The organism is Streptomyces sp. Pv4-95, assembly GCF_045782725.1.
GTDB lineage: Bacteria > Actinomycetota > Actinomycetes > Streptomycetales > Streptomycetaceae > Streptomyces.
On sequence record NZ_CP127172.1, the window covers coordinates 1,931,199 to 1,951,128 of the forward strand.

Here is a 19,930-nt window from a genome sequence, read left to right on the forward strand (position 1 = left end):
TGAACCCACGCGCGGCCCGGCTTCGCCTCCGGTGTCCCCCGTGCGGCGGATCCTCCTGGCGGACGACAGGTCCCTGCGGACACGCCCTAGGGGATCTCCCAGACCCCCACCGCGGTCCGGTCCTTCGTGTGCCCCTCTGCCGGGTACTGCATATCCCCGAGGAAGGCGGCCGGACCGGGTGGCCGTCCGTCGCGCCACGCCGCGGCCAGCCGGGCGGCCCACGAAGGCTGCGCTGCCAGCGGCTCCGCCATTCCGGCGCTGCAGAGCAGCAGGGCGTCCCCCGGCCGGGCCGTGCACGCCCGGAAGAGGAAGGGGGCCGGTCGCGCCGCGGCGTCGGAGGCGTAGGAGCCGCCCCACGCGTTCCCGTGCTGCCCGGTGCCGTGGCCCGGCGGCGCGTCGTACACATCCGTGTCCGTCGCGGCGGGCTCCAGGTCCTGCCAGGCGCCGTCGCGCAGCCGGAGCAGTCCGCCCCCGCCGACGCCGAAGAACACCCGGGTTCCGCACTCGGGGTCGGCCGGCAGCAGCAGGCAGCGCAATGCGGCGGTGTACTCCTCCGGCTCCGCGCCCAGCTCGGCCGCCCGGCCACGCAGCTTGCCGTAGCTGCGGTCGGTGAGCCGCTGGAGGCCGGACTTCAGGGCCCCGCGGTGGTCGGTGCGGATGTCGTCGGACAGACGGGTGTAGCTGCGGCCGACCGCGCCCCCGATCCAGGCGCAGGCGTCGCGGGCGGCGCGGTGCGAACCCTCGATGTCCGGCCGGCCGGAGGCCATCGCGACGAGGATCAGGGCGTGCCGTCCCGTGCCGAAGCGGGCGGTGAGCAGGGCATCGCGCCGGGGGTCGCCGCGATAGCGGCCGTCCTCCCCGCGCTGCGATACGGCCCGGAGGGTCAGCGCGCCGTAGCGGGCGCCGTCCAGCGCGGTGTCGGGCACCAGCTCGTCGAGCGCGGCGGGGTCGGCGGTGGGCAGGGTGAGCGGTTCGGGGTCGTACGCGGGGTGCCGGTCGCGGGTGGGGCGGTGGTCGGCGGTCAGCGGCGACGGAGGCGGCTGGGACGAGGTGCCGTTCCGGGCCGCGGCCGCCGACGCCGGCCGTTTCGACGGCTCCGGCTCAGGCGGGGCCGGAATCCGGGCCGCGGGGCCCGACGCAGGCCGTCCCGACGGCTCCGGCTCAGGTGGGGCCGCATTCCCGGCCGCGGGGCCTGACGACGGTGTGTCGGGTGGAGTGTCCTCCGGAGCGTCGGACGAGTCGGCAGCTGCGGGGGCCGGCGGCGTCGGTGCCGTGGGCGTCGGCGCGCTCCCGCGCGAGCCCGGGCCGGTGGATTGCAGCGGAATCGGGGCCGACGGGCGAGAGGGGCGCGGCGTCGAGCTCCGGCGGGGTGGTTCCCAGGGCGTCGGCTCCCACGGGGTCGGCTCCCAGGACTTGCCCTCCGTGGAAGCGGGCGCCGCGGAGGCCCGGGACGCCGGGTGCCGCTCCGTGGATCGCTCGCTCGCCGGTCCCGGGCCGGCCGCGTCGGCCCGACCGTCGGGGTCCGGGGGATCCACGAGCCCACCCGGGTCCTCCAGGTCCGCCAGGTCCGCCGGATCCCCGAGGCCCTCAAGGTCCCCCGGACCATCCGGGCCCCGTCCGTCCTCCGGTCCCGCCGGGTCCACCGGGTCCACCGGGTCCAGTGGATCCCCCAGATCCCCCAGATCCCCTAGGTCGTGCGGTTCCGCCGGGGCCGGCTGGTCCGCCCGCGCTCCCCGTTCCGCCGGTCTTCTGGCGGCCGTCTGCGAGGAACCCACCGTCCGCAGCGCGGAGTTGACCCGGTCTTCGAGGGAGTCGGGGGCCTCGGACGGCCCGGTGTCCCGTGCCCGGCCGAGGCCCCGGCCCCCTCTCCCCCCGCCGTCGTCGTCTTCGTCTCCGTACAACCGCCGCCACCAGTCGTCCTCGTGGCCGCGTGGTGCCCCCTGCTGGTTCATGGGCCGTATTGTCCATGGATGGCCGCAGCGTCAACAGGGCGCGAAAGAGCAACACCCATGGGCCGGCCACCCCGCACGCGTTCCCGTCCGAGCGCCCTACGCCGCCGGTGACGGGGACGACTGCGCGGGCGATGACGCGGACGGAGACTCTCAAGTCCGGTGCAGAGAAGGGAAGTTACAGCGCTTCCCTGAGCGCGCCCGCACCCGGTCGTCCCCGAACGGGTGCGCCCCGGTCTCCCGCGAACGGACACCCGCCCCTGTCGTCCGCGAACGCGGAACGGATCCGCGCGGACGTCTTCCGCGCGGATCCGTCGGCGGGACCTCAGTCGAGATCCTCCGCGTAGTCGGTCGTCGTGCATCCCTCGACGGCGCCGTCCTCGGACGTACTGCCCTCCGGTGCCGTGAAGTTCGGGGTGCAGTTGAGGAACAGCAGCCCGGCGTCGAGAAGAGAGCGCCGCTGGTCGTCGCTGCTCGGGTCCACGGCGAAGTCGTCGCCGACCATCAGGTCGTCCTGTTCGTCCTCGTCCCCCTTGACGGCGGTCTGGAACGCCTCCATGTCCTCGACGGTGAGGAAGTCGACGTCACCGTCGCCACCCGCCGGATCCTCGCACTCACCGCCGCCGTTGACGCCGGTGAGGCCCATCGCCCGCACCTGCTGCACCTCCCGGGGCGAGGCGATGTCGATGCTCTCGCAGCCGAGCGTTGACTTCAGGAGCTCCCCGGCCTCCTGGGACGAACCCGCGGAGGGCAGACCGCCGCAGGCGGAAACCGACGCCAGGGCGAGAAGGGTTCCGACGGTGGCAAGTGATCGGTGGAAACGCATGACGTTCCTTCGCAGATGTGGCTTTGAGTCGAGCGCGCCGACCGGATGCGGCGGCGCCTCGGCCGCGGGGTGAAGCAGGCAGGCCGCTCGGCCTGCCGCTCTTCCCCCGTTCCCCCGCCAAGTTGAATTGACCGGGACATGGTAAGCGGGAATCCCAGGTCAGGAGGCCGGACCACCTGAACCGAGGCGTTCGGGCGCCGCAGGGGCCGGCGGGGCGACCCGGTCCCGAGGGGCGCGACCGCTCCCCGTCCGGCAGGCTTGGGCCATGAGGGAACGCAGTGTGCGAGCCGGGAGCGGCGGCACGCTGCACCGGGCGCGTTCCCCGGCCCACGGCTGCGAGCGCGCGCCCGCCGAACGGAGTGAGGCCGGCGCATGAGCGTGTGGCAGTTGGTCGCAGTCGGCCTGGTCATGCTGCTCGGTCTGTTCGGGGTGCTGATGCCGGGCATCCCCGGGCCGCTGATCGTATGGGCAGGTGTGCTGTGGTGGGCCCTGACCGAGCAGACCTCCGCCGCCTGGACGGTCCTGATCGCGGCGACCGGCGTCCTGCTCCTCAACCAGGCCCTCAAGTGGCTGCTGCCCGCCCGTGACCTGCGCATCGCCGGGGCGCCCTATCGCACCCTCTTCCTGGCCGGGGTCGCCGGCATCGTGGGCTTCTTCGTCCTCCCGGTCCTGGGGTGCGTGCTGGGCGGCGTGGGCGGGCTCTACGCCCTGGAGCGCATCCGGCTGGGCAGCCATGGCGACGCGTGGTCCTCCACCCGTACGGTCATGCGCACCATCGGGCTGAGCGTGCTGCTGGAACTGTTCGCCTGCCTGCTGATCTTCGGCGCCTGGATGGGTGTCGTCCTCGCGGGCTGAGCGGGTCGGCGCGCGACCACCGCTGCCCCGACGGGACCACGCGCCTCACACATGCCTCCCGGGCAGCCGGGTCATCCGGCCGATGCCCCCACGGGCGCGTACACCGACAGATCCGCTTCGGGAAACTCCCCGTCCGGCAGGAGCCCGGCGCGCCACAGGTGATGCAGGGCGTAGGCGCCCCACGGCCGCCATCCCGCGCCCGGTGCCGCCCCTTCCGGAGCTGCCGCCTCTGCGGCAGGCACGTCCGGGTCCCCCAGCGCGCGCATCCGGATGGCGGCCGCCGACCGGGGCCCGACGCCGGGCAGCGCGGCGAGTGCCCGCTCGGCGGCGTCGCGGTCGGCGCCCGCGTCCAGCACGATCGCCCCGTCGGCGAGCGCGGCGCACAGGGCGCGCACCGGCTCCGGCACCTCTGCGCCGGTGAGGTCGCCGGGCGCCGGGAAGAGGTGGGTGAGTCCGCCGTCCGGCGCGTCCAGCGGTTTGCCGTAGGCCCGCACCAGCTCGGCGGCACGCTCCGGAGGCCCGCCGAGGACGGTCCGTACGGCCAGTTCTTCGGGATCCGCGGCACCGGGCGAACGCAGCCCCGGGCGTGCGGCGACCAGCGGCCCGAGGATCGGATCCGTCCCCAGCCGCTCGGCGACCGCGTACGGGTCGGCGTCCAGGTCGAACAGCCTGCGCAGGCGCTGCACCGCGGTGGACAGGTCCCGCAGGTCGGTCAGCCGCAGCCGGCACTCCAGCCAGCCGCCGTCCGCGCCCCGCTCGGCGGGGCAGACCAGCCCGGCCGGCGGCCTGCGCCGTCGCGGCGCCCCCGCGTGCTCGTCGACCTCGGCGATCCCGCTGCCGTAGGCGAGCCGCAGCGTACGGCGGTAGGTGCGGCTGCCGCGTGCCCCTGCGGTTTCCTCGACGCCGGGCACCGCGCGGACCTGCAGAAAGTCGAACACCTCGGCCGCGGCGTACGGGCCCCGGTAGGCGAGCCGCAGGGCGATTCCGCCACCCGCGGACCGGACCGATTCGCCCCCCACGGTCCGCCGCCCGACGCCGGCGCGTCCGGCCGCCGCCCGCAGTTCGCTGGGGGTGCCCGCGTAGATGTCCCGCATGGTGTCGTTGAACTGCCGGATGCTGGCGAACCCGGCGGCGAAGGCCAGCTCGGTGACCGGCAGCTCCGTGGTCTGCAGCAGCAGTCGCGCGGTGTGCGCACGCCGGGCGCGCGCCAGGGATACCGGGCCGGCGCCGAGTTCGGCGGTCAGCTGCCGCTGCACCTGGCGGGCGCTGTATCCCAGCCGCCTGGCGAGCCCGCCGACTCCTTCCCGGTCGACCACGCCGTCCCCGATGAACCGCATGGCCCGCCCCACCAGGTCGGCGCGGACGTTCCACTCCGCGGAGCCCGGGACGGCGTCCGGCCGGCAGCGCCGGCACGCGCGGAAGCCGGCACCCTGCGCGGCGGCGGCCGAAGGGAAGAAGCGCACATTGACCCGCTTCGGGGTGACCGCGGGGCAGCTGGGCCGGCAGTAGATGCCGGTCGTCACCACCGCGAAGAAGAACTCCCCGTCGAATCGTGCGTCCCTGCTGGACACCGCTTCGTATCTCGCCTCGTCATCCCTCACACCACCCAGTGTGCGCGGCCCGGAGGAGGAGGGCTGGCGGGAATCGGACACGGCCTTCGGGGAGGGCGCGTCGAGGACTGAGCCGCCCATCGTGCGATCCGAGCCGGCGCGGGCGGGCGGCCCGCACCGGAACCCCGGACACGCGCGCCTCAGCCCCGGGGCCCGCGCTTGCGCTCCATCATGTGGCGGCCCAGCGCCTGCTTCTGCTTCCAGTCGCGCCGGATCTCCGCCCGGAGCCGGACGTCCGTCTTGGCGACGATGCGCTGGTTCTCGCGCAGCAGCTTGCGGTAGCTGTGCAGCCGGCGCTCCGGGAGCGCCCCGCTCGCGACGGCTTCCTGCACCGCGCAGCCCGGTTCGGACTCGTGTGCGCAGTCGTGGAAACGGCACTCCTCGGCCAGCGCCTCGACATCGGAGAACGTCCGGGCCAGGCCGCCCTCGGCGTCCCACATCCCGACGCCCCGCAGACCGGGGGTGTCGATCAGGACCCCGCCCCACGGCAGCGGCAGCAGATCCCGCGTCGTCGTGGTGTGCCGCCCCTTGCCGTCCCGGTCCCGGATGGCCTGCACCTCCTGCACCTCTTTCCCGAGCAGGGCGTTGGCCAGGGTCGACTTCCCCGCGCCGGACCGGCCGAGCAGCGCCGAGGTGCTTCCCGCCAGCGCGGCGGACAGCACCTCGATCCCTTCACCCGTCTCGGCGCTCACCGCGAGGACCTGCACCCCGGGCGCCGCGGTCCCGGCGTCCGCCACGAGGTACCCGAGCCCGGACGGATCCGCGACCAGGTCCGCCTTGGTCAGCACCACGAGCGGCTGCGCCCCGCTCTCCCAGGCGAGCGACACGAACCGCTCGATCCGGCCGAGGTCGAGCGCCTCGGCCAAGGAGACGGCGATCACCGCGTGGTCGACGTTGGCCGCGAGGATCTGCCCCTCGGAGCGTTTCGACGACGTGGAGCGCGTGAAGGCCGTACGCCTGGGCAGCAGGGCCCGCACCACGCCGTCCAGGTGGTCGCCGGTACGGCCGTTGTCGAGGTCGATGACGGCCCAGTCGCCCGTGCACGGCACCCGCATCGGGTCGCCGGTCGCCACCAGCGCGGTGTCCGCCAGGACGGTCCGTACGCCGTCGGTGTCCGCGGGGCCGGCGGGCACCACCGCGTCGACCCTGCCACGGTCGACGCGCACGATCCGGCCGGGCAGGAACCCCTTGCCGGCGAAGGGGGCGAAGCTGTCCACGAACCCGTCGTCCCAGCCGTACGAGGCCAGCGTGCGCGTCGAGGACGCGGCGGAGGGGACGGCGGAAGCAGAGGAGAAATTCAAGGGAAACCCTTCACAAGGGTGGCCCCGGCGCCGCGCGGAACGCGCGGAGAAAGAAAGGGAGTGTGTTCAGCCGGAGACCACGGAAGCGGGAGTGATGATCCTGTGAGTGCGGGCAGCGCCCATCGCAACAACAGCCATCGGTCACACCTCCTGGTCCGTCAACAGCCGGGCACGGCAGCCGAACTGGCGCCGTGCGGAACGCCCTCACGATAGACAGAACACGGGCAGCCGCGCCAAGCAATTAATTTCCGGTTCCCCGGATCCGGGCTGAGGCGCCGTTCCGTACGCCCATTTCTCCGGCCGCCGGGAGAGGCCCGCCCTCGTGGCGTGCGGCCGCCGAACACCCAATAGCTGAACACAATGCTAGATATGGTGTATGAAGGAAAATTTCGGGCGAGAGGGTGGCGGCCCCCCGTCGGCACGCCTCTCCCCGAGGCGACGCCTTCGCTCCCTGCTGAGCGAGCACAGCGTCGCAGGTCAGGTTTTCCTGCTCCAGCTGGCCCTCGCCCTGGTGCTCGTCGTCGCCGCGGTGGTGGTCCTCGTTCTGCAGGCGCGCGGCGCGGGCATGGAAGAGGCCCGTCAGCGTTCCGTCGTCGGCGCGCAGGCCTTCGCGCACGCGCCGGGCACCCTTGACGCCATCCAGTCCTCCGACCCCACCGCACGGCTCCAGCCGAGGGCGGAGGAGGCGCGCAAGGAGGCCGATCTCGACTACATCGTCGTCTTCGACGCGAAGACCGGTCTGCGGTGGACGCACCCCGATCCGAGCCTGATCGGCAAGCACGTCATCGGCTCGTACCGGCAAGGGCTCGCCGGGAAGACCACCACCAGCACCTTCGCCACGTCCGTCGGACCCGCCGTCAACACCTCCGTCCCCGTCAAGGACCGCGACGGAAAGGTCGTCGGGCTGGTGTCCGTCGGGATCACCGTGCGCAACACCCAGGAGCGGGTGGGGCATCAGCTGCCGCTGCTGCTGGGATCCGCCGCGGGCGCCCTCGCGCTGGCGACGGGCGGCGCGGCACTGGTGAGCCGCCGGCTGCGGCGGCAGACGCACGGCCTGGACCCCGCCGAGATCACGCGGATGTTCGACCACCACGACGCGGTGCTGCACGCGGTACGCGAGGGCGTGCTGATCGTCGGCGGCGACGGCCGGATGCTTCTGGCCAACGACGAGGCCAGACGCCTGCTGCACCTGCCCGAGGACGCCGAGCGCCGTCACGTCCAGGAGCTGGGACTGCAGCCACGACTGCTGGCCCTGCTGACGTCCGGGACGGAGGCCACCGACGAGGTCCTGCCGGCCGGCGACCGCCTGCTCGCGGTCAACGTCCGGCCCACCGCCCCGTACGGCGGCCCTTCGGGTACGGCCGTGACGCTGCGGGACACCACCGACCTGCGGGTGCTGGCCGGGCGGGCGGAGGAGGCGCAGGAACGGCTGCGACTGCTCTACGACGCGGGGATGCGGATCGGTACCACGCTGGACGTGGTGCGCACGGCGGAGGAGCTCACCGAGGTCACCGTGCCCCGGTTCGCCGACATCGTCACCGTGGAGTTGAAGGAAGCCGTACTGCGGGGACAAGGGCCGACCGGGGCGGACCAGGAGGCCCACCGGGTGGTGGTCCGCGGCCTCGCGGAGGACTCACCGCTGTACCCGCCGGGCGAGCTGCTCGGCTTCGTGCCGGGCACCGAGATGGCGTCGGAGGTGGCACGCGGGCGGCCGGTTCCGGAGAGCGACCTGCGGAACTCCGACCGCTGGCGGGCCCAGGATCCCGAGCGGGCCCGCGCGGCGCTGGAACACGGCATCCACTCGCTGATCAGCGTTCCCCTCCAGGCCGGCGGGGTGGTGCTGGGGCTGGCCACGTTCTGGCGTTCGGGCGGGTCCGACGGCTTCGACGAGGAGGACCTGGTCTTCGCCGAGGAGCTGGCCACCCGGGCGGCGGTCTCGATCGACAACGCCCGCCGCTACACCCGCGAGCACACCACCGCCGTCACCCTCCAGCGCAGTCTGCTGCCCCGGGTCCTGCCGGAGCAGTCCGCCCTGGAGGTGGCCCACCGCTATCTGCCCGCGCAGGCCGGGGTCGGTGGGGACTGGTTCGACCTCATCCCGCTGCCCGGCGCCCGGGTCGCCCTCGTCGTCGGCGACGTCGTCGGGCACGGGCTGTACGCCGCGGCCACCATGGGCCGGCTGCGCACCGCCGTGCACAACTTCTCGGCCCTGGATCTGCCGCCCGATGAGTTGCTGGGCTACCTCGACGAACTGGTCAGCCGCATCGATACCGACCGGGCGGGCGAGGACAACGGTGCGGGACAGTCGGGCGAGCGGGCCGGCATCACGGGCGCCAGCTGCCTGTACGCCATCTACGACCCGGTGGACGGGCGGGCGACGTTCGGCCGGGCGGGCCATCCGGGGCCGGCCCTGGTACTGCCCGACGGCACGGTCACGTTCCCCGACGTGCCGGTGGCGCCCCCGCTCGGTCTCGGCGGCAGTCTGCCGTTGGAGACCGCGGAGATCCCGCTGCCGGAGGGGTCCCGGCTGGTGCTGTACACCGACGGCCTGGTCGAGGGCCGTCAGCACGACTTCGACACCGGCCTCGCGCTGCTGCGCTCCGCCCTGACCGGCGGCGCGGACCGCACCCCGGAGGAAGTGTGCGCGGCCGTCCTCGCCACCATGCTCCCCACCCGCCCGAGCGATGACATCGCGCTGCTGGTGGCCGGGACCCGGCTGCTGGACCCGGCACGGGTCGCCGAGTGGGACGTGCCGTCCGACCCGGCCGCGGTCGCGCGGGTGCGCGCGGCGTGCGGCCGGCGGCTGGAGTCGTGGGGGCTGGAGGAGATCGGGTTCACCACCGAGCTGATCCTCAGCGAGCTGATCACCAACGCCATCCGCTACGGCACCCAGCCGATCCGGGTCCGCCTGCTGTACGACCGGGCGCTGATCTGCGAGGTCGCGGACGGTGCCGCCACCGCGCCCCATCTGCGCCGGGCCGCGCTGACCGACGAGGGCGGCCGGGGCCTGTTCCTGGTGGCCCAGCTCGCCGACCGCTGGGGCACCCGCTACACCCCGAACGGCAAGATCATCTGGACCGAGCAGAGCCTCGACGCCGGACACCAGGAGCCCGGCCCCGGGATCACCGAGGACATCCTCGACCAGTGGGACGAGCCGGCGCTGTGAACGCGGCGGCCCGGCGCGGGTGACGCCGGGCCGCAGCGGTGCACGTCAGCCGCGGCCCGTACCGGGCGCCGCCGCGGCCGGGCGGACCGGCTCCGGATAGCACTCGCGGGAGCGTCCGGTGGCGTCCTTGAGGCGGCCGAGGAGGCTCGCCGGGTATTCGACGAGCCAGTAACTCGCCACCGCCGTGGGCACGGCCACGGCAGGACGATCGCGACCGCCAGGGGGAAGCCCGCCTGGCCGGTGGGCAGCAGGCCGGTCTTGTGCAGTTGCAGCATGCCCGGCTCGTGCCAGAGGAAGAGGCTGTAGCTGATGAGCCCGGTCGCGGTGAGCCAACGGGTCGTCAACACCCGGTTCCATCGGGTGCGCCGGTGCGTGTGCAGAGTGCTGAAGAGCAGCAGCCACAGCGCGGAGGCGAGCGGGTGGTAGAAGGCGAACGCGAAGTTCTCCGGTACGGAGAGGAGCGAGAGGGCGTGGAGACCGGCGGCCGCGAGCGTGGCGAGGGGTATCGCCGAGCGCACCCGCAGGCGCCCCCGGTCGCCGAGGGCGGTCATGGCGACCGCCGGCCCCATGCCGGCCGCGAAGCCGCCGAACCTGGCCTGCGGTCCGAAATTGACCGCCCAGTCGGTGTGCGGCACCCCGAAGACGCCCTGCGCGGTGGCGATCCAGGCACACGGCGCCGCGAACAGCGCCAGGCACCCGGCCGCGCACACGGCCACCCGCGTCCGGCGTCAGCGCAGCGGCCGGCAGGCGCGTACCGCCACCGGGCCGAGCGCGTCGAGGACGAGGACGAGGTAAAACATCACCTCCAGCGACAGGGACCAGGTGGGGCCCAGGGTGCGTACACCCGCAGGGCGGCTCGGCGGCCACCTGCCGAGGGCGAGGTGATCGATGACGACGGCCCGGTCGTGGTCGGGGCCGGCTCGTCCGGAGAGCGGGGAGTTCACCCGTGCGGTCGCGGGAGCCCGGTCGTCATGAGGAGAAGGCGCCGTACGGCCTCTCCTGCAACTGCCCCATGCATGGCAAGAGTGCGGCCGCGGTCGCCGGACAGGACCGTCTCAGGGGGAATCGGCCCGTTGCGTAGCGACGCGGGGTGGTGAAGGCGCGTAGCGCGGGAGGGCGCTCCAGCTGGTTTCGCATTGAAGGGTCCCATCCTGTCGGATTGTGGGGGGAGGACCGGATTCTGGTGTGGTGTCACCAATCGGACCCGCACGCGGCGCCCGTCGGCAACGTCAGCCTCCGCGATCACCGTGACGCCGCCCCTTCGCCTGCGTAACGCTCTGATCACGTCACCCCGTCGAGATGGCTTCCCGCACCCTTACCGACCGGTACGCACCGGTCGATCTGCTATACCCGGTAAGCGAGTTGATGAGGTGTATCGGCAGAAAAGGCACATCTCGTCCCCCGTGATCGCGCGTGGGCGCTGCCGCCTTCGAGTCGAAGGGGAACTGTCGGTTCGTACCTCTCGACCATCTGTTAATCTGCCCGCTCCTGGATGTTCCTCCATGTCCCCCCTCCCCCAAGCACCCCCCGCCACCTGGGTGCAGCGAGGTGTCCCGCACGTGTACAGCACTCCGTTTTCCCCCGCAGAGTCCAGATCCGCGCGCGCCCGGGTGGGCCTGACCACGGCTCAGGTCGCCCAGACCATGACGGCGTGCGGCGCCCCGGTCCGCCCGGAAATGGTCGAGGCCTGGGAGTACGGCTCCCAGCTGCCCACCGAGCACCAGCTCTTCGTGCTGGCAGACGTCCTGTGGTGCCCGCCGACCGTCTTGATGGGCGTCGAGCCGCGCACCCTGGCCGAGCACCGGCTGGCCCGGCAGCTGAGCACGGACCGGCTGGCGCAGATGATCGGCATGGACCCGGACATCTACCGGGCCGCGGAGGCGGCCCAGCAGTGGACCGGCGACTACCGGCAGACCAAGGCCCTGGTGGAGGCGCTGGGCCTGTCGCTGCGCAAGCTGATCGACGTCATGGGCCAGGTCGAGGACCTGGGCCGGCACCTGCGGACGGCCATCGACGGGCGCTGGAAGGCACACGTCGGGCCGGTCACGGAGATCACCACCCTGAACAAGACCAGGGTCGGTGACGCGCTACGCACCATGAACGCGGAGTTCCAGGAGTTCTCCGAGCGCTACATGGGACATGTGGTGGCCCGGAACGACGACTCCCGCCTCAAGGAGGTCGCGGCCGAGCGCTCGGCGTATCTGCGCCGCCTGGTGGACCGGTTCTGGGAGCTGATCGGCGAGGCGGGCGAGGCGCCGCCGTTCAACACGGTGGGCCACTGACCGCAACGGCCCACCGAGCCCGCGGCGCCCCGCGGGCGGGGGACACGCCGGCGGACCGTCGTGCCCTCCCCGCCCGGAGCCGCGGCTCAGCGGGTGGCCGCGCCGCCGAAGTACGGGTCGGCCGGCTCTGCCGACTCGTCGTCCTCGATGTCGTCCCAGTCGATCTCCATCGACTTGCGGCGCGTGAAGACGTTGAAGAAGAGATTGAGCACGATGGCGGTGAGGCCGCCCAGCGTGATGCCGCTGTCCAGGACGGCGCGGACATCGTCCGGCATCCGGTCGAAGAACGGCCCGACGACCGTCGGCAGCATCGAAGCGGCCAGGCTGACCGCCAGGATCAGGGCGTTGCGCTCCTCGCGCAGGTCCACCTTGCCCAGGATCTGGATGCCGACCGCGGCGACCATGCCGAACATCGAGATGGCCGCACCGCCGAGCACCGGGTGCGGGATCACGGCGACCAGGCTGCCCGCCTTCGGCAGCAGGCCCAGGATGATCATGAAGACACCGGCTCCGACCACCACGAACCGGCTCATCACCTTGGACATCCGCACCAGACCGATGTTCTCGGCGAAAGCCACGTACGGGAAGGAGTTGAACACTCCGCCGAGTACGGTGGCGGCACCGTCGGCGCGCAGCGCCCGGGCGACGGTGTCGTTGTCGACCTTCTTGTCGGTGATCTCGCCGATGGCGTACACGTCGCCGGTCGTCTCCACCATCGTGATCAGCATGACCACCACCATGGCGACGATGGGGAAGAGCTCGAACTTCGGCAGGCCGTAGTGGAACGGGGTGCTGACGCCGAACCAGTCGGCCTCGCCGACCGCGCCGAACTGCACATCGCCCAGGAGCCAGGCGACCGCCGTACCGGCGACCAGGCCCAGCAGGACGGCCAGGCTGCTCAGATACGGCTTGCCCACCCGCACCATGAGGAGGATGAAGAGCAGGGTGCCGAGGGCGTAGAGGAGGTTCTTGGGGTCGCCGTATTCGGGCTTCCCGATCAACTGCGCACCGCCGGCCGCGTCCTGCAGGCCCTGGGGTATCAGCGTGAGCCCGATGATGGTGAGGATGGTGCCGATGACGAGCGGCGGGAAGTACTTCACCAGCTTGCTGAAGAAGGGCGCGAAGAGGAACGTCGCGATACCCGCCGTGATGACCGCGCCGTAGACCACGAGCAGGCCGGCGGTGCCGCCGCCCGCGCCCAGGCCGATGGCGATCATCGGTGAGACGGCGGTGAAGGTGACGCCCTGGACCAGGGGCAGCTTGGCGCCGATCTTCCAGACGCCGAGTGCCTGGATGATCGAGGCGACACCGCAGGTCAGCAGGTCGGCGTTGATCAGGTAGACGAGCTCGTCGTGGGAGAGCCCCAGGGAGTTGCCCAGGAGGATCGGGACGATGACCGCTGCCGCGTAGAAGGCAAGGACGTGCTGGAACCCGTAGAGGGCGAGCTTGCCGACGGGGAGTACCTCGTCGACGGGGTGCGCCCTCTGCCGGGGGAACTGCTGGGAGGATTGTCGGGAGACTCGTGCCATCTCTGCCTTGCCTTCACGAGGTAGGTGAATAAGAGGGAACCCGGCGCCGTCGTGTCCCGGATGACAGGACGGGCCGGCTGGGTCATACAAAGCCGACGCTCGGCGGTGTTGCCGACACCACGTAGCCCTGCGCTGCACATGTGCGTCCTGGTTCGGCAGGACATCCTTCGATCAACGCGGCAAATTCCGGCATTTCCATGGAATTTACAGGTGGGGTTAATCGAAGCGCTCACCATAGTTGACCTCCGCACTTTCCCGCGAGTAACCGGCCGCCACACCCGTACACAGCCGGAAGAGAGCGGCACACGGCAGGGAAAAGGACACCCTTCGCTTTCCGGGCCATCACACGGATTCGCCCTCCGCATGCCCTCTTAAGTGGCCTGTCCGGTACCACCGTTCGACGTCGCCGCCCGATGCGCCGCATACCCCGGCGACGGCGGCTCGTGCGGGCCGCGACAGCCCCGGGCAAACAGGCGCGGCCCGGCGCCCCGCCGTAAAATTCCTGTTATGGCAGAGCGGCCGGGATCCCCTCCCGCACCTGAGCTCGTCGTGGAGTCCAACGGCGACTCGCAGGTGATCGATCCGCACCGCATCTACCACGTGGGGCGGGACCCGACGAGCGATGTCGTGCTGAGGGATGCCCGCGTCTCCTGGCATCACGCCGTGCTGCGGGCCGCGTCCGGACACTGGCTGGTGGAGGACGAGGGCAGCACCAACGGGACGTACGCCGACGGGCGGCGGGTGGAGCGGTCCGACGTCGGCGCCGGGAGCGTGATCCGGTTCGGCAGCCCCGCCGACGGCCCGTGCGCGGTGCTCACGGGCGTGCCCCGGCCCGCGAGGTCCGCGCGGCGGCCGTCCGCCGTCTCGCACCCGGCCGGCACCCACACCTTCCGGCAGCCGAGTTCGGTACGGCCGCTGCCCGCCGCCCGGACCACCCGGATCGGCCGCGCCCCGGACAACGACCTGGTCATCGACGACCTCGTGGTCTCGCGCCGGCACGCGGAACTGCGGGCCGGCCCCGGGGGCTACGAGATCGTCGACCTCGGCAGCCACAACGGCACCTATCTCAACGGCCAGCCGGTGACCGGCGCCGCCGTCATCCCCGGCGACATCGTCGGCATCGGCCACTCCGCCTTCGCCCTCGTCGGCGATGAACTCCAGGAATTCATCGACACCGGCGAGGTGTCGCTGGACGTCCAGGACCTCGCCGTACGGGTGGACAAGGGCCGCAGGACGCTGCTCGACACGGTCTCCTTCCCGGTCGGCGAGAAGTCGCTGCTCGCGGTCGTCGGACCGAGCGGCGCCGGGAAGTCGACCCTGCTCAACGCGCTGACCGGGCTGCGCCCCGCGGACGGCGGCACCGTGCTCTACGACGGCCGCGACCTCTACCGCGACTACGCCGAGCTGCGCCAGCGCATCGGGCTCGTCCCGCAGGACGACATCCTGCACTCCCAGCTGACCGTGCGCCGGGCCCTCGGCTACGCCGCGCAGCTCCGCTTCCCCGAGGACACCGCGAAGGCGGAACGGCAGGCGCGGGTCGACGAGGTGATCCATGAGCTGGGCCTCGACCAGCGCGTCAAGCAGCCGATCCACAGCCTCTCCGGCGGCCAGCGCAAACGCGTGAGCGTGGCGCTCGAACTGCTGACGAAGCCGTCGCTGCTCTTCCTCGACGAGCCGACATCCGGTCTCGACCCCGGCATGGACCGGTCCGTCATGCATATGCTGCGCGGCCTGGCCGACGACGGCCGGACGGTCATCGTCGTCACCCACAGCGTGCTGAGCCTGGACGTCTGCGACCGGCTGCTGGTCCTCGCACCGGGCGGCAGGATCGCCTTCTACGGCCCGCCGGAGGACGCCCTGCCCTTCTTCGGCTTCGAGCAGTGGCCGGAGGCGTTCGAGGCGTTCGAGAACGACCGGGACCGGGACTGGGCGGGGCAGTTCCGGGAGTCACATCTGCACCGGCACTACATCGCCGCCGACTCCCGGCAGCCGCGGCATGCCCCCCAGTCCCCGCGCGGCCCGGTCGCCGCGCCCAAGGCGCAGAGCTGGGGCGCGCAGCTGCGCACCCTGGTCCGCCGGTACGCCGCGGCGCTGACCGCCGACCGGACGTTCCTGATCATCATGGTGGCGCTGCCGTTCGTGATGGGGGCGATGGCGCACGCCCTGGCCGGCAGCGGGCTCACCAAGGATTCGGCACTGAACGTCCTGCTGATCCTCTGCGTCGGCGCGGTGCTGACGGGCGCCGCCAACGCGGTGCGCGAGCTGGTCAAGGAGCGGGTGATCTACCAGCGGGAGAGAGCCGTCGGCCTGTCCCGCTCGGCGTATCTGATGTCCAAGGTGCTGGTGCTGGGAGTGATCACGATCGTCCAGGCCGTCGTCCTGACGATGGTGGCGCTGTTCGGGGTGAAGCTCAACACGCCTGAGGGCAAAGGGGTGTTGCTGCCACCGTTGATGGAAATCACCCTCGCCGTGGCGCTGTTGGCCTTCACCGCCATGATGCTCGGCCTGTTCGTGTCCGCCCTGGTGCGGAAGGAGGAGGTCACCATGCCGCTGCTGGTCCTCCTCGCGATCGTGCAGGTCGTCTTCTGCGGCGCGCTGCTCAGGCTCCAGGGCGTCCCGGGGCTGGAGCAGCTGGCGTGGCTGGTGCCCTCCAGGTGGGCGCTGGGGGCCATGGCGGGCACCGTCGACCTGCATCGGACCGTGCCGACGGACATCACCTCGGACCCGTTGTTCCAGCATGCGGCAGGGATCTGGCTGCTCAACACGGTCATGCTGGTCGTGCTCTGCCTCGTGCTCGGGTTCCTGGTCACCAAGCTGCTGCGGCGGCGCGAGCCCGAGGTCATGCGCAAGTAGCGCCGAGGAGCCGCCTGTGACCGCGCCCGCCTTCCTCCCCAGCCATGTCGTCCCGCCGGACGGCATGGCCACCTGGTCGGCGCCCGACGCCGCCCGGCCGCTGGTGCCGCTCGACCGTTGCTGCCGGTCCAGGTCGTCGAGCGCCGGGGCGACTGGGCGCTCGCGCTGTGCTCCAACGGCTGGTCGGCGTGGGTCGACGGGCGATTGCTGCTGTCCGTACCGCACGGCCCGCCGGCCGCGGGTCAGCCCGCCGCAAGGACCGCGGATCCCCGGCCGCTGCTGGGCGCGGTCGAGGGCGAACTGAGCCGGTACCGGCGGCTGATCGAGGAGCTGGCCGCGGGGCGGCTGGACGGCGAGTCATTCGGACAGCGCACCCGGGGCATGCGGGTGGGGGTCGTCGTGGACGGCGAAGCGCTCTGGCTGTACGACGGGCGGCACGAGCGGTGGTGCTACTGCGACGGGTCGTCGCTGGAGACGTACGCGGTGGACGCGCGGCCCTCGACGTCACCGGCGCCGGACGATACGGGCGGCGCGCCGGGGCCGTACGGCGGACCGGGGGCGTACGGCGGCTCGGGGGCGTACGGCGGCTCGGGGGCGTACGTGGCGTCGCGGTCCGGCGGTGGCGCGGGACCCTATGGGGCGTCGGGGGCCGGGGCGTCGGGGGCCGGGGCGTCGGGGGCCGGGGCGTCGACGGCGGGGCCGTCTTCCGGCCCGTCCTCCGGGCCGTCCTCCGGCCCGGAGGCGCAGGAGACCACGGTCCTGCCGTCGGGCGAGGCCGGCGGCCGCAGCGCGCCGCGACCGGCCGGAGCCGCCTCCGAAGCGACCCGCGTCGCCCGGCCGGACGGCCTCCCCCCGGAAGCCTCTCCCGCCCTGCGCCCCGACGGCCCAGCACCGGAACCCACCCGCGCCGTACGCCCCGATGAGTTCCTCCCCGACGCCCCACGGGCCGTGCGCCCGGAGGACCTTTCGCCCGGCGCCTCGCCCGGTGCGCCGCAAGAGGAGACGGAGGGCGACCCTGCCCGGGACCGCCGGCCGGAGGACCCGGACCCCGACGGGACCCGGGCGATCCGGCCCGCCGCCGACCGCCCCGGCACACCTCACCCGCCGCCACCCGGCCATCCGCCCACCCGGCATGGTGACTTCGGGTGAGCGGCGAGGGGATTCCGCCCGACCGGCCGGTGGAACGGCCTGCCGCCGCCGACGCCTCAGGGCTGCGCGGGCGTCGGATCGCCGCCTATCTGCTGGAGGACGAGACCGGCCGGGGCGGCATGGCCGTCGTCTACCGGGCCGAGGACCTGCGGCTCGGCCGCACGGTCGCGGTGAAGCTGCCGGCCCCCGAACTGGCCCGCAACGACACCTTCCGCCGCCGCTTCGCCCACGAGTCCCGGGTGGCCGCGGCCATCGACCATCCGCACATCGTGCCGGTCTTCGAGGCCGGGGAGGCCGACGGCGTCCTCTACATCGCCATGCGCTACGTCGAGGGCCGGGACCTGCGTGCGCTGCTCGACCGCGACGGCCGGCTGCCCCTGGAGACCGCCTGCCGGATCGCTCTCCAGGTGGCCTCCGCGCTGGACGCCGCCCATGCGCACGACCTCGTGCACCGGGACGTCAAGCCGGGCAACATCCTGATCGCCGAGGGCACCGACAGCGACCACCCCGAGCACGTCTACCTGACCGACTTCGGGCTGACGAAGAAGTCCCTGTCGCTGACCGGCTTCACCAGCGTCGGACAGTTCGTGGGCACGCTGGACCATGTGGCACCGGAGCAGATCTCGGGACGCCCGGTGGACGGCCGGTGCGACGTCTACAGCCTGGCCTGCGTCCTGTTCGAGATGCTGACCGGGGCGCCGCCGTTCCGCCGCGACGACGACATGGCGCTCCTCTGGGCGCATCAGTACGATCCGCCCCCGGCCCTGACGACCCTGCGGCCCGACCTCCCGCCCGCCGTCGACACCGTGCTGCACGCGGCGCCGGCCAAAGCACCGGAGGACCGCTACGAGACCTGCCGCGGGTTCGTCACCGCGCTGCGGACGGCGGGCAGAAGCGCGCCGCGCCGGGCCACGGCGGCCCGGCCCGAGGAGCATGCGCCGACCAGGGTGGACGTCGACGCGGAGCGGACCGGACCCCGAAGCACGGCGCCTCCTCCGCCACCCCGCTGGGCGACACCGGTGTTCCCGGGCCGCCCTGGGGTCAGGCCCCGGGAGGCGGCCCCGGGCGGCGCGCCTCGGTGAACGGCACCTGACCACGGTGTCGGACCCGGCGCGCCAGAAGGCTGCCGAGCCAGCCCGTCACCAGCCCCCAGGCCGCGCCGAGACCGGCCAACCGCAGAAGTTCCGGTTGCAGGACGATCTCGCCGCCCAGGCCGCCGCCGAGATCCCCGATGCCCATCAGGGAGAGGCCGTAGTGGGCGAAGACCTCGGTGAGCAGTCCGACGACGAGCAGGGTGAGCGCCAGGGCGACGGCCATCTCCAGCGCGTGCCGCCAGGCAGGTACCCCGGCCGGTCCACGGACCGCCGCGACGAACGCGGCGGCCAGCAGCACCACCGCCGCCAGGGCCACCAACAGCCAGGCGCGGCCGTCGTATGCGGCAAGCGAACCCACGTCGAGAGTGCGGTCCCCGCCACGGCTGCGCAGCGCCTGGTCGAGGATGTGCGGCATGGGCAGACCGATGCCCTTGTCGATGTGTCCGCTCCAGGCGCCGCCCATGCCGACGCCCAGCGCCATCCACGCCAGGTTCGGCAGTCCGAGGCAGAGGACGGCGAAGGTCTCCGCCTCATGGCCCTTGGTGAGGAGCACCACCACTCCGGTGATCAGCCCGATCACGACATAGCCGAGCAGCACCAGCAGCATCGCGAACCCGGGCGGCCGCACGGAGTTCTGGAAGTGCAGCAGTCCGGAGGAGAGCGGTGCCCGGCGCGAGATGAGGAAGGTGAGCGCGAGCACCGCGACGAGCCACAGCAGCCCCAGGCCGAGCGTGGCGGGGACATCGGCGCGGAAGCTGACGGTGGGGGTCGCGCCGAATTCCGCGCCGAGGTCGTCGGCGGTCTCGTCACCGAGCGAGATGCGGAAGCTGTGGCGCGCGGCCAGGGCGAGGAACAGCAGGAAGATCAGCCAGAACAGGGCGGTACGGGCGACCCGGCCGAGCAGTTCTCCGATGCCGGCCACCGCCCGGTGACGCAGCGGCAGCAGAAAGACGGCGGCGGTGGCCAGGACGCCGGCCAGTGTCACCGACAGCGGCACGACCTCCAGGGCCGCGTCGGCCTGCACGATGACGCCGGCGTCGCCCCACAGGTCCACCGAGCCGCCTGCCGCGATGACGACAACGGCGGCGACCACCCGGGGAAACGCCCCGCCGGGCAGGTCGTTCGCCCCGGCAGCCCACAGGCCGAGCGCGGCGACGACGAACATGGCGACGATGCCCGCCGCGGCCGCCGCCAGCGCTTCGGCCCAGGCGCGCACCCATGACGGCGCGCCAACGGGACGTGACGGCTTGTCGGGGCCGGCCGGCGAAGGGCCTCGCATCTGGCTCACGCAAGTCTCCTGCCGGGCGCGCGGGACC

The 19,930-nt window shown here is 72.9% G+C and carries 14 protein-coding genes; 6 read left to right on the forward strand and 8 right to left on the reverse strand.

Going from position 1 to position 19,930, the window contains the following annotated elements; genetic code table 11:
* Positions 1-86: 86 nt before the first annotated feature.
* Positions 87-1,952, reverse strand: a complete 1,866-nt coding sequence (locus tag QOM21_RS08705) for a protein phosphatase 2C domain-containing protein (protein ID WP_407549175.1) — start codon at positions 1,950-1,952, stop codon at positions 87-89.
* 322 nt (positions 1,953-2,274) lie between these two features.
* Positions 2,275-2,775 carry a hypothetical protein gene (locus QOM21_RS08710; RefSeq protein WP_407549176.1) on the reverse strand — a complete coding sequence of 167 codons (501 nt, stop codon included), beginning with the start codon at positions 2,773-2,775 and terminating at the stop codon, positions 2,275-2,277.
* Positions 2,776-3,147: 372 nt separating this feature from the next.
* On the opposite strand from QOM21_RS08710, the gene QOM21_RS08715 reads away from it, so the two are divergent.
* Positions 3,148-3,630 carry a DUF456 domain-containing protein gene (locus QOM21_RS08715; RefSeq protein ID WP_407549177.1) on the forward strand — a complete coding sequence of 161 codons (483 nt, stop codon included), beginning with the start codon at positions 3,148-3,150 and terminating at the stop codon, positions 3,628-3,630.
* A gap of 71 nt (positions 3,631-3,701) precedes the next feature.
* On the opposite strand, the gene QOM21_RS08720 is transcribed toward QOM21_RS08715, so the two are convergent.
* Both QOM21_RS08720 and rsgA read right to left on the reverse strand, forming a co-directional pair.
* Positions 3,702-5,231, reverse strand: a complete 1,530-nt coding sequence (locus QOM21_RS08720; protein ID WP_407549178.1) for a DNA-3-methyladenine glycosylase 2 family protein — start codon at positions 5,229-5,231, stop codon at positions 3,702-3,704.
* A 149-nt stretch (positions 5,232-5,380) separates the two neighbouring features.
* Positions 5,381-6,541 (reverse strand): ribosome small subunit-dependent GTPase A, encoded by a 1,161-nt coding sequence (rsgA, locus tag QOM21_RS08725; protein ID WP_407549179.1) that lies wholly within the window; start codon positions 6,539-6,541, stop codon positions 5,381-5,383.
* 376 nt (positions 6,542-6,917) lie between these two features.
* Here rsgA and QOM21_RS08730 point away from each other — a divergent pair, with 376 nt between their 5' ends.
* Positions 6,918-9,707 carry a SpoIIE family protein phosphatase gene (locus QOM21_RS08730; RefSeq protein ID WP_407549180.1) on the forward strand — a complete coding sequence of 930 codons (2,790 nt, stop codon included), beginning with the start codon at positions 6,918-6,920 and terminating at the stop codon, positions 9,705-9,707.
* Here QOM21_RS08730 and QOM21_RS08735 read toward each other — a convergent pair.
* On the reverse strand, positions 9,590-10,417 hold the full coding sequence (locus tag QOM21_RS08735) for an acyltransferase family protein (protein ID WP_407549181.1): 828 nt from the start codon (positions 10,415-10,417) through the stop codon (positions 9,590-9,592). The two genes, QOM21_RS08730 and QOM21_RS08735, sit on opposite strands and share 118 nt — an antisense overlap.
* A gap of 18 nt (positions 10,418-10,435) precedes the next feature.
* A complete protein-coding gene (locus tag QOM21_RS08740; RefSeq protein ID WP_407549182.1) occupies positions 10,436-10,651 on the reverse strand; it encodes a hypothetical protein in 216 nt (71 codons plus the stop codon).
* Between the two features lie 615 nt (positions 10,652-11,266).
* Here QOM21_RS08740 and QOM21_RS08745 point away from each other — a divergent pair.
* Positions 11,267-11,989, forward strand: coding sequence for a transcriptional regulator (locus QOM21_RS08745; protein WP_407549183.1), 723 nt, complete (start codon positions 11,267-11,269; stop codon positions 11,987-11,989).
* Positions 11,990-12,075: 86 nt separating this feature from the next.
* Here the strand turns inward: QOM21_RS08745 and QOM21_RS08750 are convergent, their stop codons facing one another.
* Complete coding sequence (locus QOM21_RS08750) at positions 12,076-13,518, reverse strand: nucleobase:cation symporter-2 family protein (RefSeq protein ID WP_407549184.1); 1,443 nt, start codon at positions 13,516-13,518, stop codon at positions 12,076-12,078.
* A gap of 507 nt (positions 13,519-14,025) precedes the next feature.
* Between QOM21_RS08750 and QOM21_RS08755 the strand changes: the two genes are divergently transcribed.
* The 3 genes from QOM21_RS08755 (at position 14,026) to QOM21_RS08765 (ending at position 18,602) form a co-directional block, all read left to right on the forward strand.
* The gene (locus tag QOM21_RS08755) at positions 14,026-16,371 is read left to right on the forward strand and encodes an FHA domain-containing protein (protein ID WP_407549185.1); all 2,346 of its coding nucleotides are present in this window, start codon (positions 14,026-14,028) and stop codon (positions 16,369-16,371) included.
* 117 nt (positions 16,372-16,488) lie between these two features.
* Positions 16,489-17,520 (forward strand): hypothetical protein, encoded by a 1,032-nt coding sequence (locus tag QOM21_RS08760; protein WP_407549186.1) that lies wholly within the window; start codon positions 16,489-16,491, stop codon positions 17,518-17,520.
* Positions 17,517-18,602 carry a serine/threonine-protein kinase gene (locus QOM21_RS08765; protein ID WP_407549187.1) on the forward strand — a complete coding sequence of 362 codons (1,086 nt, stop codon included), beginning with the start codon at positions 17,517-17,519 and terminating at the stop codon, positions 18,600-18,602. Before QOM21_RS08760 ends, QOM21_RS08765 begins: the two co-directional genes overlap by 4 nt.
* Here the strand turns inward: QOM21_RS08765 and QOM21_RS08770 are convergent.
* Positions 18,562-19,902 (reverse strand): streptophobe family protein, encoded by a 1,341-nt coding sequence (locus QOM21_RS08770; RefSeq protein WP_407549188.1) that lies wholly within the window; start codon positions 19,900-19,902, stop codon positions 18,562-18,564. The genes QOM21_RS08765 and QOM21_RS08770 overlap by 41 nt on opposite strands.
* Between the last annotated feature and the right edge of the window lie 28 nt (positions 19,903-19,930).